This window comes from Microbacterium jejuense, from assembly GCF_019511665.1.
Classification (GTDB): domain Bacteria; phylum Actinomycetota; class Actinomycetes; order Actinomycetales; family Microbacteriaceae; genus Microbacterium; species Microbacterium jejuense_A.
The window spans coordinates 200674-218410 of record NZ_JAEUAW010000006.1; the positions used below are offsets into that span (position 1 = coordinate 200674).

The 17737-nt window shown below is 70.6% G+C and carries 14 protein-coding genes; 7 read left to right on the forward strand and 7 right to left on the reverse strand.

Annotated features, from left to right (window positions below):
• Window positions 1-37 precede the first annotated feature (37 nt).
• Window positions 38-3445: a pyruvate carboxylase gene (locus JNB62_RS10200; RefSeq protein ID WP_220300763.1), complete on the reverse strand. Its 3408-nt coding sequence runs from the start codon at window positions 3443-3445 to the stop codon at window positions 38-40.
• A 98-nt stretch (window positions 3446-3543) separates the two neighbouring features.
• Here JNB62_RS10200 and JNB62_RS10205 point away from each other — a divergent pair, with 98 nt between their 5' ends.
• Together JNB62_RS10205 and JNB62_RS10210 are read left to right on the forward strand one after the other, a co-directional pair.
• The gene (locus JNB62_RS10205; RefSeq protein WP_220300764.1) at window positions 3544-4353 is read left to right on the forward strand and encodes a ParA family protein; all 810 of its coding nucleotides are present in this window, start codon (window positions 3544-3546) and stop codon (window positions 4351-4353) included.
• A gap of 128 nt (window positions 4354-4481) precedes the next feature.
• Window positions 4482-5696 (forward strand): trans-sulfuration enzyme family protein, encoded by a 1215-nt coding sequence (locus tag JNB62_RS10210; protein ID WP_220300765.1) that lies wholly within the window; start codon window positions 4482-4484, stop codon window positions 5694-5696.
• 16 nt (window positions 5697-5712) lie between these two features.
• Here the strand turns inward: JNB62_RS10210 and JNB62_RS10215 are convergent, their stop codons facing one another.
• The 3 genes from JNB62_RS10215 to JNB62_RS10225 form a co-directional block, all read right to left on the reverse strand.
• Complete coding sequence (locus JNB62_RS10215) at window positions 5713-6243, reverse strand: MerR family transcriptional regulator (RefSeq protein WP_220300766.1); 531 nt, start codon at window positions 6241-6243, stop codon at window positions 5713-5715.
• Between the two features lie 131 nt (window positions 6244-6374).
• Window positions 6375-7067, reverse strand: a complete 693-nt coding sequence (ftsR, locus tag JNB62_RS10220; protein ID WP_220300767.1) for a transcriptional regulator FtsR — start codon at window positions 7065-7067, stop codon at window positions 6375-6377.
• Window positions 7067-7570: an FHA domain-containing protein gene (locus JNB62_RS10225; protein ID WP_220300768.1), complete on the reverse strand. Its 504-nt coding sequence runs from the start codon at window positions 7568-7570 to the stop codon at window positions 7067-7069. The genes ftsR and JNB62_RS10225 overlap by 1 nt, the downstream gene beginning before the upstream one ends.
• 201 nt (window positions 7571-7771) lie before the next feature.
• On the opposite strand from JNB62_RS10225, the gene JNB62_RS10230 reads away from it, so the two are divergent.
• Window positions 7772-8119, forward strand: a complete 348-nt coding sequence (locus JNB62_RS10230) for a hypothetical protein (RefSeq protein WP_308291772.1) — start codon at window positions 7772-7774, stop codon at window positions 8117-8119.
• 36 nt (window positions 8120-8155) lie between these two features.
• Here JNB62_RS10230 and JNB62_RS10235 read toward each other — a convergent pair whose 3' ends face one another.
• A complete protein-coding gene (locus JNB62_RS10235) occupies window positions 8156-8557 on the reverse strand; it encodes a hypothetical protein (protein WP_220300769.1) in 402 nt (133 codons plus the stop codon).
• A gap of 154 nt (window positions 8558-8711) precedes the next feature.
• On the opposite strand from JNB62_RS10235, the gene JNB62_RS10240 reads away from it, so the two are divergent.
• Window positions 8712-9386 (forward strand): copper resistance CopC family protein, encoded by a 675-nt coding sequence (locus JNB62_RS10240; protein ID WP_308291773.1) that lies wholly within the window; start codon window positions 8712-8714, stop codon window positions 9384-9386.
• A 9-nt stretch (window positions 9387-9395) separates the two neighbouring features.
• The gene (lpdA, locus tag JNB62_RS10245) at window positions 9396-10796 is read left to right on the forward strand and encodes a dihydrolipoyl dehydrogenase (RefSeq protein WP_220300771.1); all 1401 of its coding nucleotides are present in this window, start codon (window positions 9396-9398) and stop codon (window positions 10794-10796) included.
• A 271-nt stretch (window positions 10797-11067) separates the two neighbouring features.
• Here lpdA and JNB62_RS10250 read toward each other — a convergent pair whose 3' ends face one another.
• Both JNB62_RS10250 and JNB62_RS10255 read right to left on the reverse strand, forming a co-directional pair.
• Window positions 11068-11706, reverse strand: coding sequence for a CYTH domain-containing protein (locus JNB62_RS10250; RefSeq protein WP_220300772.1), 639 nt, complete (start codon window positions 11704-11706; stop codon window positions 11068-11070).
• Window positions 11696-11923: a response regulator gene (locus JNB62_RS10255; RefSeq protein ID WP_220300773.1), complete on the reverse strand. Its 228-nt coding sequence runs from the start codon at window positions 11921-11923 to the stop codon at window positions 11696-11698. The genes JNB62_RS10250 and JNB62_RS10255 overlap by 11 nt, the downstream gene beginning before the upstream one ends.
• Before the next feature lie 66 nt (window positions 11924-11989).
• On the opposite strand from JNB62_RS10255, the gene glgP reads away from it, so the two are divergent.
• A complete protein-coding gene (glgP, locus tag JNB62_RS10260; RefSeq protein ID WP_220300774.1) occupies window positions 11990-14545 on the forward strand; it encodes an alpha-glucan family phosphorylase in 2556 nt (851 codons plus the stop codon).
• Between the two features lie 221 nt (window positions 14546-14766).
• Complete coding sequence (locus JNB62_RS10265) at window positions 14767-17298, forward strand: rhamnogalacturonan lyase (RefSeq protein ID WP_220300775.1); 2532 nt, start codon at window positions 14767-14769, stop codon at window positions 17296-17298.
• The last annotated feature ends 439 nt before the right edge of the window (window positions 17299-17737 follow it).

Genomic DNA, 17737 nt, shown 5'->3' on the forward strand with positions numbered 1-17737 from the left:
CTGGGCAGTCGTATTCGGGCGGATGCCACCCTCCAGGCTACTGGGCCGGACGGATCACGACCAAAAGGTCACCGGCATCCACCTGCGCGGTCTCGGCGATGGCGAGACGCTCGACCACTCCGTCGACGGGCGCGGTGATGGCCGCCTCCATCTTCATCGCCTCGATCGAGGCGACCGGCTGGCCGGCGGTGACGGTGTCTCCGACGAGCGTCTTGAGCGTCACGACACCGGAGAAGGGCGCCGCGACCTGCCCCGGCCTGGTGGTGTCGGCCTTCTCGGCCTGTCGCGCCTCGACGGTGATGCTGCGGTCGCGCACGAACACGGGACGCAGCTGGCCGTTGAGCGTGGTCATGACGGTCCGGATGCCCTTGTCATCGGCCTCGCCGATCGCTTCGAGTCCGACGAACAGCTGCACGCCGCGCTCGATCTCGACCACGTGCTCGGCGCCCGCGGTGAGTCCGTACAGGTAGTCGGCGGTGTCGAGCACGCTGAGGTCGCCGAACACCTCGCGCGTCTGCTGGAACGCACGGGTTGGCCCGGGGAACAGCAGCTTGTTCAGCATCTCGCGCCGCGACGCCGGATCGGCGTCGAGCGCCGCGGACTCCGCGTCCGTCAACGGAGTGAGGTCGATGCTCACCTGGCGGCCCTGCAGCACCTTCGTGCGGAACGGCTCGGGCCACCCGCCCGGCAGGTCCCCCAGCTCCCCCGCCATGAATCCCACGACCGAATCGGGGATGTCGTAGTTCTGCGGGTTCTCGGCGAAGTCCTTCGGGTCGGCCTTGACCGCCGCGAGGTGCAGGGCGAGGTCGCCGACCACCTTGGACGACGGCGTGACCTTCGGCACGCGCCCGAGGATCTCGTTCGCGGCGGCGTACATGTCCTCGATGAGCTCGAAGTCCTCGGCGAGGCCGAGCGCGATCGCCTGCTGACGCAGGTTCGACAGCTGGCCGCCGGGGATCTCGTGGTGGTAGACGCGGCCGGTGGGGCCCGGCAGTCCCGACTCGAACGGGCGGTACAGGTGGCGCACGGCCTCCCAGTAGGGCTCGAGGTCGCTCACGGCGTCGAGCGAGAGGCCGGTGTCGCGGTCGGTGTGCGACAGCGCGGCCACGAGGGCCGACAGCGACGGTTGGCTCGTCGTGCCCGACATCGGCGCGGCAGCGGCGTCCACGGCATCGGCCCCGGCCGCGCTGGCGGCGAGCAGCGTCGCGAGCTGGCCTCCGGCGGTGTCGTGCGTGTGCACGTGCACCGGCACGTCGAAGTTCTCGCGCAGTGCGCTGACGAGGCGGGATGCCGCGGCCGGGCGAAGCAGGCCCGCCATGTCTTTGATCGCCAGGACGTGGGCTCCGGCATCCACGATCTGCTCTGCGAGCTTCAGGTAGTAGTCCAGCGTGTAGAGGTCTTCGGCCGGGTTGAGCAGGTCGCCCGTGTAGCAGACGGCGACCTCCGCGATGGAGATGCCCGTGGCCAGCACGGCGTCGATCGCCGGGCGCATCTGCGTCACGTCGTTGAGCGCGTCGAAGATGCGGAAGATGTCGATGCCCGACGCCGCCGCCTCACGCACGAAGGCGTCGGTGACCTCGGTGGGGTACGGCGTATACCCCACCGTGTTGCGCCCGCGCAGCAGCATCTGGATCGCCACGTTGGGCAGCGCGGTGCGCAGTCGGTCCAGGCGCTCCCACGGGTCCTCGCCGAGGAAGCGCAGCGCGACATCGTACGTCGCACCGCCCCACGCCTCGACCGACAACAGCTGCGGGGTCAGCCGGGCGACGTACGGCGCGACGGTGACGAGGTCCTTCGTGCGCACACGGGTGGCCAGCAGCGACTGGTGGGCGTCGCGGAACGTGGTCTCGGTGACCGCCAGCGCCTTCTGGTCGCGCAGCGCCTTCGCGAAGCCGGCAGGCCCGAGCTCCAGCAGCCGCTGGCGCGATCCGGCGGGCGGCTCCGCCGTCAGATCGAGGGCCGGGAGCTTCAGCCGCGGGTCGACGGTGACCGGATTGTCGCCGTTCGGCTTGTTGACCGTCGTGTCGGTCAGCCAGTTGAGGATCTTCGTGCCGCGGTCCTTGGACTCGCGGCCCTTGAGCAGCCCGGGTCGCTCGTCGATGAACGACGTGCTGATGTCGCCGGCGACGAACGACGGGTCGTCGAGCACCGCCTGCAGGAACGGGATGTTCGTCGAGACCCCGCGGATGCGGAACTCGGCGAGGGCGCGGCGGGCGCGCACGACGGCGGCGCCGAAGTCGCGTCCGCGGCACGTGAGCTTGGCCAGCATCGAGTCGAAGTGGGGGCTGATCTGCGCGCCTGCGGCCGTCGTGCCGCCGTCGAGGCGGATGCCCGCGCCGCCCGGCGACCGGTAGGTCGTGATCTTCCCGGTGTCGGGACGGAATCCCTGCGTGGGGTCCTCCGTCGTGATGCGGCACTGCAGCGCCGCGCCGCGCAGATGGATCTGATCCTGCGTGAGCCCCAGGTCGGCGAGGCTCTGTCCGGCCGCGATGCGCATCTGCGACTGCACGAGGTCGACGTCGGTGACCTCTTCGGTGACGGTGTGCTCGACCTGGATGCGCGGGTTCATCTCGATGAAGACGACCTCGCCCGTGCGGGGGCCTGCGGTCTCGAGCAGGAACTCGACCGTGCCGGCGTTCTCGTAGCCGATCGATCGCGCGAACGCGACGGCGTAGCCGTGCAGGGCGTCGCGCACCGCGGGGTCGAGATTGGGCGCCGGGGCGATCTCGATCACCTTCTGGTGGCGCCGCTGCACCGAGCAGTCGCGCTCGAACAGGTGCACCGTCTCGCCTGAGCGATCGGCGAGGATCTGCACCTCGACGTGACGCGGGCGCAGGACGGCCTGCTCGAGGAACACGCGCGCGTCGCCGAACGCGCTGCCCGCCTCGCGCATCGCCTCGGCGAGGGCGGGCGCCAGTTCCTCCGCGCGCTCGACGCGCCGCATCCCTCGTCCTCCGCCGCCGGCGACCGCCTTGACGAAGATGGGGAACCCGATCGCGTCGGCCTGCGCCAGCAGTTCGTCGACGTCCTCGGACGCCTCCGTCGAGCGCAGCACCGGCACACCGGCCGAGACGGCGTGCTGCTTGGCGGTGACCTTGTTGCCCGCCATCTCGAGCACGTTCGCGGGCGGGCCGATGAACGCGATGCCGTTGGCGGCTGCCTTCTCGGCCAGGTCGGGGTTCTCCGAGAGGAAGCCGTACCCCGGGTAGATGGCGTCGGCTCCGGCCTCCTTCGCGACGCGCACGATCTCGTCGACATCGAGATACGCGCGGACGGGATGCCCCACCTCGCCGATCTGGTAGGCCTCGTCGGCCTTCAGCCGGTGCAGCGAGTTCCGGTCCTCGTAAGGGAACACCGCGACGGTGCGCGCCCCCAGCTCGTACGCGGCGCGGAAGGCGCGGATGGCGATCTCTCCGCGATTGGCGACCAGGATCTTGCGGAACATTCGACCTCCGTCAGCGGCGGTGCGCGCGGCTGCGGGATCGACGCCCCGCCAGCCGGCTGAGTGTGCTCTCAGCCTAGGGGACGGTAACGTGGTCGCTTGTGCACGTCCTATCCGTCAGCTCGCTCAAGGGTGGCGTCGGCAAGACGACCGTGACTCTCGGACTCGCGTCGGCGGCTTTCGCCCGCGGTGTCCGCACGCTCGTCGTCGACCTCGACCCGCAGTCCGACGTCTCGACGGGAATGGACATCCAAGTCGCCGGCCGACTCAATGTCGCCGACGTCCTGGCCAATCCCAAGGAGAAGACGGTCCGCCAGGCCATCACCTCCAGCGGCTGGGCGAAGGTGCACCCCGGCACGATCGACGTCATGATCGGCAGCCCCTCCGCGATCAACTTCGACGGTCCGCACCCGAGCGTGCGCGATGTCTGGAAGATGGAAGAGGCGCTCGCGACGATCGAGGCCGACTACGACCTCGTGCTCATCGACTGCGCGCCGTCGCTGAACGCTCTCACGCGCACTGCGTGGGCGGCTTCGGACCGCGTGGTCGTGGTGACCGAGCCGGGCCTGTTCTCGGTGGCGGCGGCGGACCGCGCGCTGCGCGCGATCGAAGAGATCCGCCGCGGCCTCTCGCCCCGCCTGCAGCCCCTCGGGATCGTCGTCAACCGCGTGCGCCCGCAGTCGATCGAGCACCAGTTCCGCATCAAAGAGCTGCGCGACATGTTCGGTCCGCTCGTGCTGTCGCCGCAGCTGCCCGAGCGCACGTCACTGCAGCAGGCGCAGGGCGCTGCCAAGCCGCTGCACATCTGGCCCGGCGACTCGGCCCAGGAGCTCGCGGCCGACTTCGACTCCCTGCTCGACCGCATCATGCGCACGGGCCGCATCCCCTCGCCCGACGAGCCGCGCCCTTGACGGCGAGGGATGCCGGGCGCCCGGCATCCACTGAACACATTGCTCACGGCATGAGCATTCTGCGCACTTAGTGCACGGCGGTCTGTGCACGACTTGCCATTCCCCGCGAACTCGCTGACCATATCGCTATGGCACCGATGACGTTGCACCCCGACAGCATTGCCGTGCACGCCGGCCGCGAAGACCTCGCGAGCCTGGGCGTCCACGCTCTTCCCCTCGACCTCTCGTCGACGAACCCGCTCCCCGACCTGGAGCTCGGCGGGATGTCGTACGAGGTGCTCGCGACCGGCGGCCACCCGTTCGAGGGCGGTTCGAACGTCTACGCGCGCCTGTGGAACCCCACGGTCGCCCGGTTCGAGGAGGCGCTCGCACATCTGGAGCACGCGGAAGAGGCCGTCGCCTTCTCGTCGGGCATGGCGGCCATCACGGCGGTGCTGCTCGGGGTGTCGCACGAGGCGGGCAGGCGGCACGTCGTCGCGGTGCGCCCTCTGTACGGCGGCACGGACCACCTGCTCGCGTCGGGCCTGCTGGGCCTGGACACCACGTTCTGCTCCCCCGACGGCGTCGCCGCCGCGCTGCGCGACGACACGGCGCTGGTCGTGCTGGAGACCCCCGCCAACCCGACGCTCGAGCTCGTGGACCTGCGGGCCGTGGTCGCCGCGGCGGGCGACGTGCCGGTGCTCGTCGACAACACGTTCGCGACGCCCGTGCTGCAGCAGCCGCTCGAGCTCGGCGCAGCCATGTCGCTGCACAGCGCGACGAAGTACCTCGGCGGTCACGGCGACGTCGTGGGCGGCGTCGTGGCGTGCGATGCCCGACTCGCCGCCGCGCTGCGGCGCACGCGCGCCATCACCGGCGCGATCATGCATCCGCTCGCGGCCTATCTGCTGCACCGTGGCCTCGCGACGCTTCCCGTGCGCGTGCGGGCTCAGCAGCGGTCCGCCCAGACCCTCGCGGAATGGCTGCTGACCCGCCCGGAGGTCGCCCGCGTGCATTTCCCCGGTCTGCCCGGCTGCGACCCCCAGGGTCTCGTGGGCACCCAGCAGGCGGGGCCCGGAGCGATGATCGCGATCGAGCTCGCAGGAGGCTTCGAGGCCGCCGCCGCGCTCACCTCCGCCGTCGAGCTCTTCACCCACGCGGTCTCGCTCGGGAGCGTCGACTCGCTCATCCAGCACCCTGCCGCGCTCACGCACCGCCCGGTCGCGTCCGAGGCGAAGCCGTCGGATGCGCTGGTGCGCCTCTCGATCGGCCTGGAGGACCCGCAGGACCTCATCGCCGACCTGGATCGGGCGCTCACCGCCACGTCGCGCACGAACGCGCCCGCGATGTCGAACGCGGGGTGAGCAGGACGGCGGGCGGTCAGGCGGTGCGGGCCGCGCGCCGCGCGGCGAGCTCGTCCAGCGGGTCGGGCTTCTCGACCTCGAACTCGACGAGCTCGGACTCGACCTCGCGCAGCACCTTGCCGACGGCGATGCCGAACACGCCCTGGCCGCGGCTCACGAGATCGATGACCTCGTCGTTGGATGTGCACAGGTACACCGATGCGCCGTCGCTCATGAGCGTGGTCCCGGCGAGGTCGCGGATGCCTGAGGCGCGCAGCTGCTCGACGGCCGTGCGGATCTGCTGCAGCGAGATGCCGGTGTCGAGCAGGCGCTTGACGAGCTTGAGCACGAGGATGTCGCGGAAGCCGTACAGGCGCTGCGACCCGGAGCCGGTCGCGCCGCGGACGGTCGGGACGACGAGCTCGGTACGGGCCCAGTAGTCCAGCTGGCGGTAGGTGATGCCTGCGGCGCGGGCCGCCACGGCGCCCCGGTAGCCCACCTCGTCGTCCATCGCCGGAAGCCCGTCGGTGAAGAGGAGTTCGGCGGAGAAAGGCTCGTTGTCAGCCATGTCTCGGGTCATGCCCGTCCCCCCTCCGAATCGGTATCTTCCACGCTAGATCAGCCAGGTGCCTGCGGCAACGACATCCGCCGTTCGGGCCTCGGCGTGTCGCGCGGAGGACCGGATGGGATGCCGGCGGCTCAGGCCAGAAGGCGGTCCAGCGCCGCCCGCACGAAGATCGCGCGCACCTCGTCCAGGCGCTTGGCGAGCTCCGGGGCGACCTCGCCGGCCCGTCCCCGGGAGGCGGCGTCGGTGCGCCGCAGCAGCGGCGCGAGCGCGGATTCCACGAGTGCGACATCGCGTTCGGCGTTCTGCCGGAGCGCGCGCACGTGGCGCGGCTCGATGCCGTGGCGGTCGAGGGCGACCAGCGCCCGCAGCAGCGCGACCTGCTGCTCGGTGTACGACTCGGCGCCGGTCATGACGCCCGTGCTGATGGCGTCGTTCAGCAGCTGCGGCGCGGCCCCGGCGGCGGCCAGCAGCTCGTCGCGGCGGTAGCGGCGCGGCGCGGGCACGATCGAGGGCGGCGGCACCGCCGTCGGCGTGGCGGGGTCGCGGCCGGCGTCGACATCTTCGAGGTAGTCGCGGATGACCGACAGCGGCAGATAGTGGTCGCGCTGCAGCGTCAGCGCGAGACGCAGGCGCTCGAGGTCGGCCTGCGAGAACTTGCGGTACCCCGATTCGGTGCGCAGCGGGGTGACGATGCCCTGCACCTCGAGGAACCGCAGCTTGCTCGACGTGAGTGCGGGGAACTCCGGCGACAGTCGCGCCAGAACCTGACCGATGCTGAGAAGACCCGCGGACGTCGCGTTTTCACGGACGGAGGCCGCGGGCATCAGGCGTCCGCCGCCCGCGCGAGATCTGCCGGCGAGACGAAGAAGTTGAGGCGGAACTTGCCGATCCGCACCTCGGCGCCGTTGCTGAGCGTGGCGCGGTCGACGCGTTCACCGTTGACGTAGGTGCCGTTGAGCGACCGCTGGTCGACGAGGTCGAACGTCGTGCCCGACCGCGTGATCTCGGCGTGACGGCGCGACACGGTCACGTCGTCGAAGAAGATGTCGGCCTCGGGATGCCGCCCCACCGTCGTGACGTCGGAGTCCAGGAGGTAGCGCGCGCCCGCTGTCGGGCCCGAGCGGACCAGCAGCAGCGCGGCGCCCGAAGGCAGCGCGTCGATCGCGTCGAGCTCGGCCTCACCGAGTTCGCTGCCAAACGGCACGAACGACAGGTCGGAATCGTGACCGAAGGTCTGCGTCGTATCGGCCGCACGGTGGGAATCGTGCGCGTCGGCCCCGGCTGCGCGGCGGATGTCGCCCTCATCGGGTCGGCGGTCGTGCTCCACGGTGTCCTCCTCTGTCTGTTCAGACTATCCGATGCACCGGCCGCCGGAGGAGTCCGAATCCCCGGGGCGGTCACGATCCGTCCATCTCGCGGACCTGATCCCGCAATGTTTCGTCCCATGTCGCGCGGGATGCCGCCGATCGCGCGGCCGCTTTAGCCTGGCTGCACCGATCCGCACGGATCCGCAGAGAAGGAGCATCCCGTGACCAGCCCGTACAGCCGCATTCCCGCCCTCGAGGTGCGTGAGCGTGCGGTCTGCATGTGCGACCACGGCGACGCCTGCTCGTCCTTCGCCCCCGGGCACGCGCTGCACCTCATCCAGGCGCGCCTCGCTTCGGCGACGCCGTCGGACTGGGCCGATGCGATCGTCGCCGAGGCCGATACGCGATCGGGCTTCGTCATCGTCCGCACGCTGACGGGCGAAGAGATCGCGCTGTGGAACGGCACCGGTGCGGCGCAGGCCGCGACACCGGGAACGCCGGTCGCCCTGCACGAGCGGTACCACGTGCTCGCCGTGGGCGCGCAGCGTTTCAACGTGCTGCGCGGCTGACGCCTTCGAGAGGCTCAGCCCCGCCGCGCAAGAGCCTCAGCTCATCGCCATCATCATGTCCTTGACGGCCATGCACGCGTCCATGCAGGCCTTGCACGACTGAGCGCACATCTTGCAGACCTCGCTGTGGTCGGCGTGCTCCATGCACTCGTCCATGCACAGCTGGCACATCGCGATGCACGCGTCGAGCATCGACATCATGACGGCCGGGGTCATCCCCTGCATCCGCATCATCGAGCGCATCATGGTGTTGCACATGTCGGCGCAGTTCATGCAGGCCGGCGCGCACGACATCATCTGCGTGGAGCACACCGTGCACGCCTGCTCGCAGGCCGAGCAGGCGTCCATACACGCCTGCAGCACGGCCATGTCCATGCTCTGCATTCCGGGCATCGACGTCATGTCCTTCGACATGGCGCCCATCATCATCGCGTCCATCCGCCGCTTCCTTCCGTCGCCGGGTCGGCGGGCAGATCTCCCGCCTTGCGGCCATGCTAGACCTCGCCCGTCCGGGATCGAAGGGCCGATTAGGCTCGATCGCGTGATGTCACAAACTCTTCACAAAAACCGTCCGGCACGAGTGTCCGCCCTCGTGGCCGCCCTGACCCTGGCGTTCGCCGCGGTCGTGGCGACGGCATCCCCTGCCGCCGCGCACGACGCGCTCATCGGCGCCGACCCCGCCGACGGCAGCACGGTCGCCGCCCTGCCTGCACAGATCACGCTGACCTTCAGCGCCGACATCGCGGGCGACCCCGGTGCTTCGGAGGTGCAGGTGACCGACGCCTCGGGCGCCGACCTCGCGGACGGCACGCCGACCGTGAGCGACAACGTGCTCACCCAGCCGGTCGCGGGCGACGCCTCGGGTGTCGTGACGGTGCTGTGGAAGGTCGTGTCGAGCGACGGCCACCCCACCTCCGGCCAGCTGACGTTCACGGTGGAGGGTGCGCCCGCGCCCGCCCCGACCGAGTCCGCCACCGCGGCGCCGACTCCGACCACGTCGGCCGAGCCCACCGAAGCACCCACCCCCACGCAGAGCGGGACGCCGGCGACGACCGACGAGGACTCGACCTTCGCCGACGTGTGGCCCTGGGTGGTCATCGGCATCCTCCTCGCCGGCGCCGCGGGCGCAGTGATCTACCTGCTGGTGTCGCGCGCACGGCGCGAGAACGCCCTCGGCGGCTCCGCCGAAGAGGGGGCTCAGGATGCCGCCGGCCAGGGTCCCTCGGCGGGCGCCGCACCCGGCTCCGGCCCTGATTCCGACCACTAGGCTGGAACCATGCCTCACTACGACGTCGCCATCCTCGGCGCGGGGCCCGGCGGGTACGTCGCGGCCGTCCGTGCTGCTCAGCTCGGCCTCACGGTCGCGATCATCGAAGAGAAGTACTGGGGCGGTGTGTGCCTCAACGTCGGCTGCATCCCCTCGAAGGCTCTGCTCAAGAACGCCGACCTCGCCCACACGTTCCACGACAAGGCCGAGCTGTTCGGCATCTCGGGCGACGTGCACTTCGACTTCGGCGTGGCGTGGGACCGCAGCCGCAAGGTGTCCGAGACGCACGTCAAGGGCATCCACTTCCTCATGAAGAAGAACAAGGTCGACGAGTACGACGGGCGCGGCACGTTCACCGGCCCGAACTCGATCACGGTCGCCAAGAACGACGGCACGACCGCCGAGGTCACCTTCGACAACGCCATCATCTCGACCGGCTCGCGCGTGCGCCTGCTGCCGGGCGTGCAGCTGAGCGAGAACGTCGTCACGTACGAGGAGCAGATCCTCAGCCGCGAGCTGCCGAAGTCGATCGTCATCGTCGGCGCCGGCGCCATCGGCATGGAGTTCGCCTTCGTCCTCACCCACTACGGCGTGAAGGTCACGATCATCGAGTTCCTCGACCGCGCGCTGCCGAACGAGGACGCCGACGTCTCGAAGGAGATCACGCGTCAGTACAAGAAGTACGGCGTCGACATCCTCACCTCGACGAAGGTCGAGACCGTGGTCGACCACGGCGACAAGGTCACCGTCACCTACACCCCGAACGCCGGCGGCGATGCGCAGTCCATCGACGCCGACAAGGTGCTCATGTCGATCGGCTTCGCGCCGAACGTCGAGGGCTTCGGCCTCGAGACCACGGGTGTGAAGCTCACCGAGCGCGGCGCCATCGACATCGACGACCACATGCGCACCAACGTGCCGCACATCTACGCGATCGGCGACGTGACCGCCAAGCTGCAGCTCGCCCACGTGGCCGAGGCGCAGGGCGTCGTCGCCGCCGAGACCATCGGCAAGGCCGAGACCATGACGCTCGGCGACTACCGCATGATGCCGCGCGCGACGTTCTGCTCGCCGCAGGTCGCCTCGTTCGGCCTCACCGAGCAGCAGGCGCGCGACGCCGGCTACGACGTCAAGGTCGCGAAGTTCCCCTTCTCGGCGAACGGCAAGGCCAACGGCCTGGGCGAGCCGGTCGGCTTCGTGAAGGTCATCGCCGACGGCGAGCACCTGGAGCTCCTCGGCGCCCACATGATCGGCCCGGACGTGTCGGAGCTGCTGCCCGAGCTGACCCTCGCGCAGAAGTGGGACCTCACGGCCCTCGAGGCGGCGCGCAACGTCCACACGCACCCGACGCTGTCGGAGGCCGTGCAGGAGGCGTTCCACGGCCTCGCCGGCCACATGATCAACCTCTGATCACGCGTACGCAGAACGCCCCGGACTTCCACGGAAGTCCGGGGCGTTTCGTCTCCGGGCGCCAGAGCGCCCTCCGCTCAACGACCGCGAGCCCGGCCGTCGAGCGCATCGAGACACAACCGCGAGCCGGTCGTTGAGCGGAGCGAGGAACGAGCGAAGACGAAACGCCCCGACCGACGGGCTGCTCAGGCGCATCGAGAAACAACCGCGAGCCGGTCGTTGAGCGGAGCGAGGAACGAGCGAAGACGAAACGCCCCCACCGACGGGCTGCTCAGGCGCCGAGCGCCCGGGCGAGTTTCGAAGCGGATGCCGCCTCCCGGCCGCCTGCGGCGCTCACGGCCTGCGCCGCCGCCGTGAACAGCGCCGAGCGCTCATCCGCGGACGCGGGGGCCGCCGGGCCGAGCTCGAACTCCCACTCGCGCCACGTCCGCTGCGTGCCGTCGCGCTCGTCCGTCGCGACGACGTGGTCGTCGACGAACTCCGCCACCAGTCCCCCGTCGGCGTCCTGCAGCGCATATGCCGTCCGGTGATTGCGGATGCGCGCGATCAGGGCATAGTCCGCCGGCGCCGCGACCTGCGGGAGGGCGGCGGCGACGGCATCCGGGATCCCGTTCCCCGAGTCGAGCGGCCACTGCAGCTCCACGCGCCCGCCCTGGGCGTCGCGCGGGCCCTTGATGTGCCATCCCTCGTCGGGCCCCCCGGTGCGCCGCCGCACGGCGTAGCCCGCGCGGGCGAGCGCGAGCTCGGGCGTGTCGAGGTACGACGCGTCGAGGTCGCGCACCTCGGGGGTGCCCACCGACGCGACGCCGGGGAGGCCCGACCAGTCGGGCAGCGGCGTGTCGTCGTCGACGTCGAATTTCAGCTCGACCTCGACGGAGTGCGCGCCGGGCGCGCTGGAGTCAGTCGTCACGACCGTCCGGGTTGGGGTCGATGTCTTCCGTCGCCTCGACGTACACGAAGCGCGTCTCGGTCGGCCCGTCGGACTCGCCGGTGTTCGCGTCCTCGCCCTCGCGGCGATAGACGAGCTGCCCCTCGCCGTAGGGGACGATGTACGAGTCGTCGATGGTCGGGTCGAGGGGGATGATCTGCCCGTCGAGGGGTCCGCCGTGAAGTCGCGCGATGGCCATGACGCCAGCGTAGACCCCCACCCGCCCATGCAAGCGCTTCCAGCTTGTGCCCCTAGAATCGCGGACGTGAAGGCCATCCGAACGTTCACCGTCCGTCCCGTCCTCGCTCCACCGCTCGCTCCCCTCGACCGCCTCGCATCCAACTGGCGCTGGTCCTGGAGCCGGGCCACCCATTCCCTGTTCGCCTCGATGGATCCCGCCCTGTGGGACGAGATCGGAGCGAATCCCGCCCGCATGCTCGGCGCCCTCGGGCAGGAGCGCCTCGACCAGCTGGCGCACGACGAGGCGTTCGTCGCCCGCGTGCGCGAGGAGGACGAGCGCCTGACCGCGTACCTCGACGGCGACCGCTGGTTCCAGCGGCTCGAGGGCGACAAGCCCGTGCACATCGCCTACTTCTCCCCCGAGTTCGGCGTCGACGGATCGCTGCCGCAGTACTCCGGCGGCCTCGGCATCCTCGCCGGCGATCACCTCAAGAGCGCCTCGGACCTCGGCGTGCCGCTGACCGGTGTCGGGCTCTTCTACCGCGCCGGCTACTTCCGTCAGTCGATCGGCGACGACGGCTGGCAGCGCGAGAGCTATCCGCTGCTCGACCCGTACGGGCTCGGCCTCACGCTGCTGCGCGACCGCCAGGGCGCACCGGTCGAGATCGCGCTGCAGCTGCCGGGCGACCGGCGGCTGCACGCGCGCGTGTGGGTGGCCGACATCGGCCGTGTGCCGCTGCTGCTGCTCGACTCCGAGACGCCGTCGAACACCGACGACATGCGCCGTGTCACCGACCGGCTGTACGGCGGGGGCGGCGAGCACCGGCTGCTGCAGGAGCTGCTGCTCGGCGTCGGCGGCGTGCGGGCCGTCCGCGCCTTCAGCGAGCTGACCGGGCGCCCGGCGCCGGACGTCTACCACACGAACGAGGGCCACGCCGGCTTCCAGGGCCTGGAGCGGATGTCGGAGCTCATCACGCACGACGGGCTCACGTTCGACGAGGCGCTGGCCCAGGTGCGTGCCGGCACCGTCTTCACGACGCACACGCCGGTGCCCGCCGGCATCGACCGGTTCCCCCGCGACCTCATCGCCGACTTCCTGACGAGCGGGCTCTTCGATGGGCTCGACGCCGGCCGGGCGATCTCGCTCGGCCTGGAGACATGGGAGGGCGGCGACCAGGGCGTCTTCAACATGGCCGTCCTGGGTCTTCACCTCGGCCAGCACGCCAACGGCGTCTCGCTCCTCCACGGCGAGGTCAGCCGAGGGATGTTCGGGATGCTGTGGCCCGGCGTCGACACCGACGAGGTGCCGATCACGTCCATCACGAACGGCGTGCACGCGCCGACCTGGGTGCATCCGGCGCTCAAGTCCGTGAGCGAGCGTGCGTGGGGCGACGCCTACACCGACACCCACGACTGGACCGACCGCGCCGTCGTGAGCGACGCCGAGCTGTGGGGCGTGCGTCAGCAGATGAAGGGCGAGCTCGTGGCCGAGGCGCGGCGGCGGGTGGCGGCATCCCTCGCCAACGGATCGGGCCACGCGCCCGCATGGGTCGACGAGCTGCTCGATCCCGACGTGCTCACGATCGGATTCGCGCGCCGCGTGCCGACCTACAAGCGCCTCACGCTCATGCTGCGCGACCCCGAGCGGCTGACGCGGCTGCTCACCGACCCCGAGCGGCCGGTGCAGATCGTGATCGGCGGCAAGTCCCACCCGGCCGACGACTCGGGCAAGATCCTCATCCAGGAGCTCGTGCGATTCAGCCGTGACCCGAAGGTGCGGAACCGCATCGTGTTCCTTCCCGACTACGACATCACGCTCGCCAAGGACCTCTACCCCGGCTGCGACGTGTGGCTCAACAACCCGTTGCGTCCCCTGGAGGCGTGCGGCACGAGCGGCATGAAGGCTGCCCTCAACGGCGCCCTCAACCTGTCGATCCTCGACGGCTGGTGGGACGAGTGGTACGACGGCCGGAACGGCTGGGCGATCCCGACGGCCGACACCGCGTCGAACGACGAGGAGCGCGACGACGCCGAGGCGGCGGCCCTGTACGACCTCATCGAGCACCAGCTGGTTCCGAAGTTCTACGAGCGCGAGGGCGGCATCCCGCTCGCGTGGCTGGGCATGGTGCGCCACACCATGACCGACCTCGGCACGAAGGCGACGAGCGATCGCATGGTGCGGGACTACGTGCAGCGCCTGTACGTCCCGGCGGCGGCGCACGACGTCGCGCTGCGGGCCGGCGGCTTCGCGCAGGCGCGCGAGCTGGCGGCCTTCACCGGCCGCGTGCGCGACGCGTGGAGCCGCGTGTCGATCGCGAGCGTCGAGGGCTCCGGCATCCCGCAGCAGGCGCAGGCGGGCGACACGCTCGACGTGCGCGCCGACGTGCGGCTGGACGGCCTGTCGCCCGACGACGTCGCCGTCGAGCTGCTGTACGGCCGGACGAACGAGGACGACGCCCTCGACCGCGACCACTCGGTGCACCGTCTGTCGCCGGGCGAGCCGATCGACGGCGTGACGCCGTTCCACGCCGCGCTGCCCCTGTCGGTCACCGGCACCTTCGGCTACACCGTCCGCGTGCGCCCGGAGCACCCGCAGCTCGTGTCGCCGGTCGAGCTGGGCCTCGTCACGTACGCGTCCTGAACCTCTCGCTCGTTGAGCGAGCGAAGCGAGACGAAACGCCTCGGACCTTGCGCAAGGTCCGAGGCGTTTCGTCTGCGCGCGCGAGAGCGCGCTCCGCTCGACGACCGGGGGGCGAACGTTAAATCGTTCCAATCTGAGCGCGGAAACGCTTGACCCCCGTCGCGAAGCGCGGCTACGGTCGAGCTGGAAAACGCATTCCGATCTACCGGGACGGTTCGATGATGAATCCACGCAAGACACCTGTTCGCCTGCTCGTGGCCGGTACGGCCGCGTGCGCACTGACACTCGGGCTGGCGCAGCCCGCGCTGGCCGGGGCGCCGGAGGCCCCGGCATCCACCGGTCCCCAGCTCGAGGCGCTCGACCGCGGGCTCGTCGCCGTCGCGACGGGCGAGGGCGTGTTCCTCAGCTGGCGCCTGCTCGGCACCGAGGCCGGCGCTGCGACCGCCACCGGCGTGAGCGGTCCGTCGTTCGCGGTGTTCCGCGACGGCGAGCGCATCGCCACGGTCGACGACAGCACGAACTACGCCGACGCCCACGGCACGGCCGCATCCGTCTACAGGGTCGCGCCCGTGTGGCACGACGTCACCGGCGAGCAGTCTGCACCCGTCGCGGTGTGGGTCGACGGGTTCTACGACCTGCCGCTGCAGAAGCCCGCAGACGGCGTGACGCCGGTCGGCGAGGCGTACACCTACTCGGCGAACGACGCGTCGGTCGCCGATGTCGACGGCGACGGCGCGTACGAGTTCGTGGTCAAGTGGGACCCGTCCAACTCGAAGGACGTGTCGCAGAAGGGCTATACCGGTCCGGTCTACATCGACACCTACGAGCTCGACGGCACGCTGCTCAACCGCATCGACCTGGGCGTCAACATCCGCGCCGGTGCGCACTACACGCAGTTCATGGTGTACGACTTCGACGGCGACGGGCGCGCCGAGACGATGCTCAAGACGGCGCCGGGCACGAAGTCGATCCGCTACGACGACGGCTCCGTCGCGGCGGAGTCGTACATCACGATGCCCGCCGACGACGTCGCCGCCGGGTACTCCAACGACGACGACTACCGCCTGAGCGCGGCGGACTACCGGCAGCACCTGATCGAGATGTTCGAGGGCTGGTCGTCGCACCCTGAGGTGGTGGCCGGTCACTGGCCGGCGACGCTGGAAGAGGCGTTCGGCATCCCGGTGACGCACGAGTACCCGCTGTCGGAGGCCTCCGCCACGGAGCTCGTGGACTACTTCATCTCGACGTACGCACCCTCGCGCAGTGCGCGCAACGACCTCACGACGTTCGAGGGCTTCATCCTCGACGGGCCCGAGTACCTCACGGTGTTCGACTCCGCGACCGGCGAGGAGCTCGAGACCGTGCGCTACGAGCCGGGCCGCGACGATGACGGCCTGCTGTGGGGCGACTACGCCATGGCGCGCATCGAGCCCGGGAACCGCGTCGACCGCTTCCTCGCGGGGGTCGCATACCTCGACGGGCAGCACCCGTCGGCGATCTTCGCGCGCGGCTACTACACGCGCACGACGCTGCGCGCCTACGACTGGGACGGCGAGCATCTCTCGACGCGCTGGGCGGTCGACAGCGGTCACGTCCCCATGGCCAACCCGTTCAACGACGGCCCGCACGGCCGTGACGGCACCGACCCGGTCTACGGCACGATCACGACGCAGGGCTTCCACTCGCTGAGCGCCGCCGACGTCGACGGCGACGGCAAGCACGAGATCGTGTACGGCTCGGCGACCATCGACGACGACGGCGGGCTGCTGTACAGCTCGTTCGACGTGCTGCCCGAGGGCAGCGCCGACCCGGGCGAGAACGTGCGCCTCGGCCACGGCGACGCGATGCACGTGACCGACATCGACCCGAATCGTCCAGGCCTGGAGATCTGGACCTCGCACGAAGGCGCGACGTTCGCCCCCTACGGCTCCGACCTGCGCGACGCGGCGACCGGCGAGGTCATCTTCGGCGCATACTCCGGCCGCGACACCGGCCGCGCGATGATCGGCGACGTGCGCCCGGACGTGCCCGGCCTGGAGACGTGGGCGAGCATGCCCGGCGGCACGGAGGCGTCGGGACTGATGAGCGCGACGGGACAGATCCTGGGCTCGGCGATCCCCGGCACGAACCAGTCCATCCACTGGGCAGCCGACATGACCACCCAGATCGTCAACGGCAGCGGCGACCAGAACGTGACGATCGACGACTGGACGCGCGGCACCGTGCTCACCGCGACCGGCACGCGTGCCAACAACGGCACGAAGGGCAACCCCTCGCTCGTCGCCGATGTGTTCGGCGACTGGCGCGAGGAGCTGCTCGTGCGCACCGCCGACTCGCACGCGCTGCGCATCTTCACGAGCACCGAGGTGACCACGCACAAGCTGCCGACGCTCATGAGCGACGTGCAGTACCGGGCCGAGGTGGCGCGTCAGAACACGACGTACAACCAGCCGTCGTACACGAGCTACTACTTCGCGAGCGACATGGACTTCGCGAAGGTGCCCGTGCGCACGACGGCCGCGACGCCGGGTGAGCCGAAGTTCGTCGACCCGAAGGGATCGGGCTCGGACCACGTCGTCGTGACCCCCGATCCGTCGTTCGACTACTACGTCAACGGGGTGAAGGCCGAGAAGCCCCTGGTGAAGGTCCCCGCCGGATCGGCGGTGCAGGTGACGGCGGTGCCGAAGTCCGGCGTCGCGGTCGCAGCCGGCGCGACCTCGACCTGGACCCACCAGTTCGGCACCGACCGCTGAGACGAGTGGATGCCTCGGCCCGGCGATCCCCGTCGGGCCGAGGCGTTTCGTCTGCGCGCGCCAGAGCGCGCTCCGCTCAACGACCGACACCCCCGGCCCTTGAGCGAGCGAGGACGCTTCGTCTCGTCGCTGGCGCTCCTCGCTCAGCGACCGACTCCCGAGACGAAACGCCCCGACCGCACGGACAACCTCGTGCCAGACCGCGTTTCGTCTGCGCGCGCCAGAGCGCGCTCCGCTCAACGACCGACACCCCCGGCCGTTGAGCGAGCGAGACGAAACGCCTCGACCGCACGAGCAACCCCGCGCCAGACCGCGTTTCGTCTGCGCGCGCCAGAGCGCGCTCCGCTCAACGACCGACACACCCCCGGCCGTTGAGCGAGCGAGGAACGAGCGAGACGAAACGCCCCGCGGGACGGACGGCGCAGGCCGCCGGCATCCA

Bases quoted from the DNA above. Each gene is read 5' to 3' on its own strand.
- JNB62_RS10210 (WP_220300765.1), top strand. From the start codon at position 4,482: ATGGCACCGATGACGTTGCACCCCGACAGCATTGCCGTGCACGCCGGC.
- ftsR (WP_220300767.1), bottom strand. From the start codon at position 7,067: ATGCCCGCGGCCTCCGTCCGTGAAAACGCGACGTCCGCGGGTCTTCTC.
- JNB62_RS10255 (WP_220300773.1), bottom strand. From the start codon at position 11,923: ATGGCCATCGCGCGACTTCACGGCGGACCCCTCGACGGGCAGATCATC.
- JNB62_RS10200 (WP_220300763.1), bottom strand. From the start codon at position 3,445: ATGTTCCGCAAGATCCTGGTCGCCAATCGCGGAGAGATCGCCATCCGC.
- JNB62_RS10265 (WP_220300775.1), top strand. From the start codon at position 14,767: ATGAATCCACGCAAGACACCTGTTCGCCTGCTCGTGGCCGGTACGGCC.
- JNB62_RS10215 (WP_220300766.1), bottom strand. From the start codon at position 6,243: ATGGCTGACAACGAGCCTTTCTCCGCCGAACTCCTCTTCACCGACGGG.
- JNB62_RS10235 (WP_220300769.1), bottom strand. From the start codon at position 8,557: ATGGACGCGATGATGATGGGCGCCATGTCGAAGGACATGACGTCGATG.
- lpdA (WP_220300771.1), top strand. From the start codon at position 9,396: ATGCCTCACTACGACGTCGCCATCCTCGGCGCGGGGCCCGGCGGGTAC.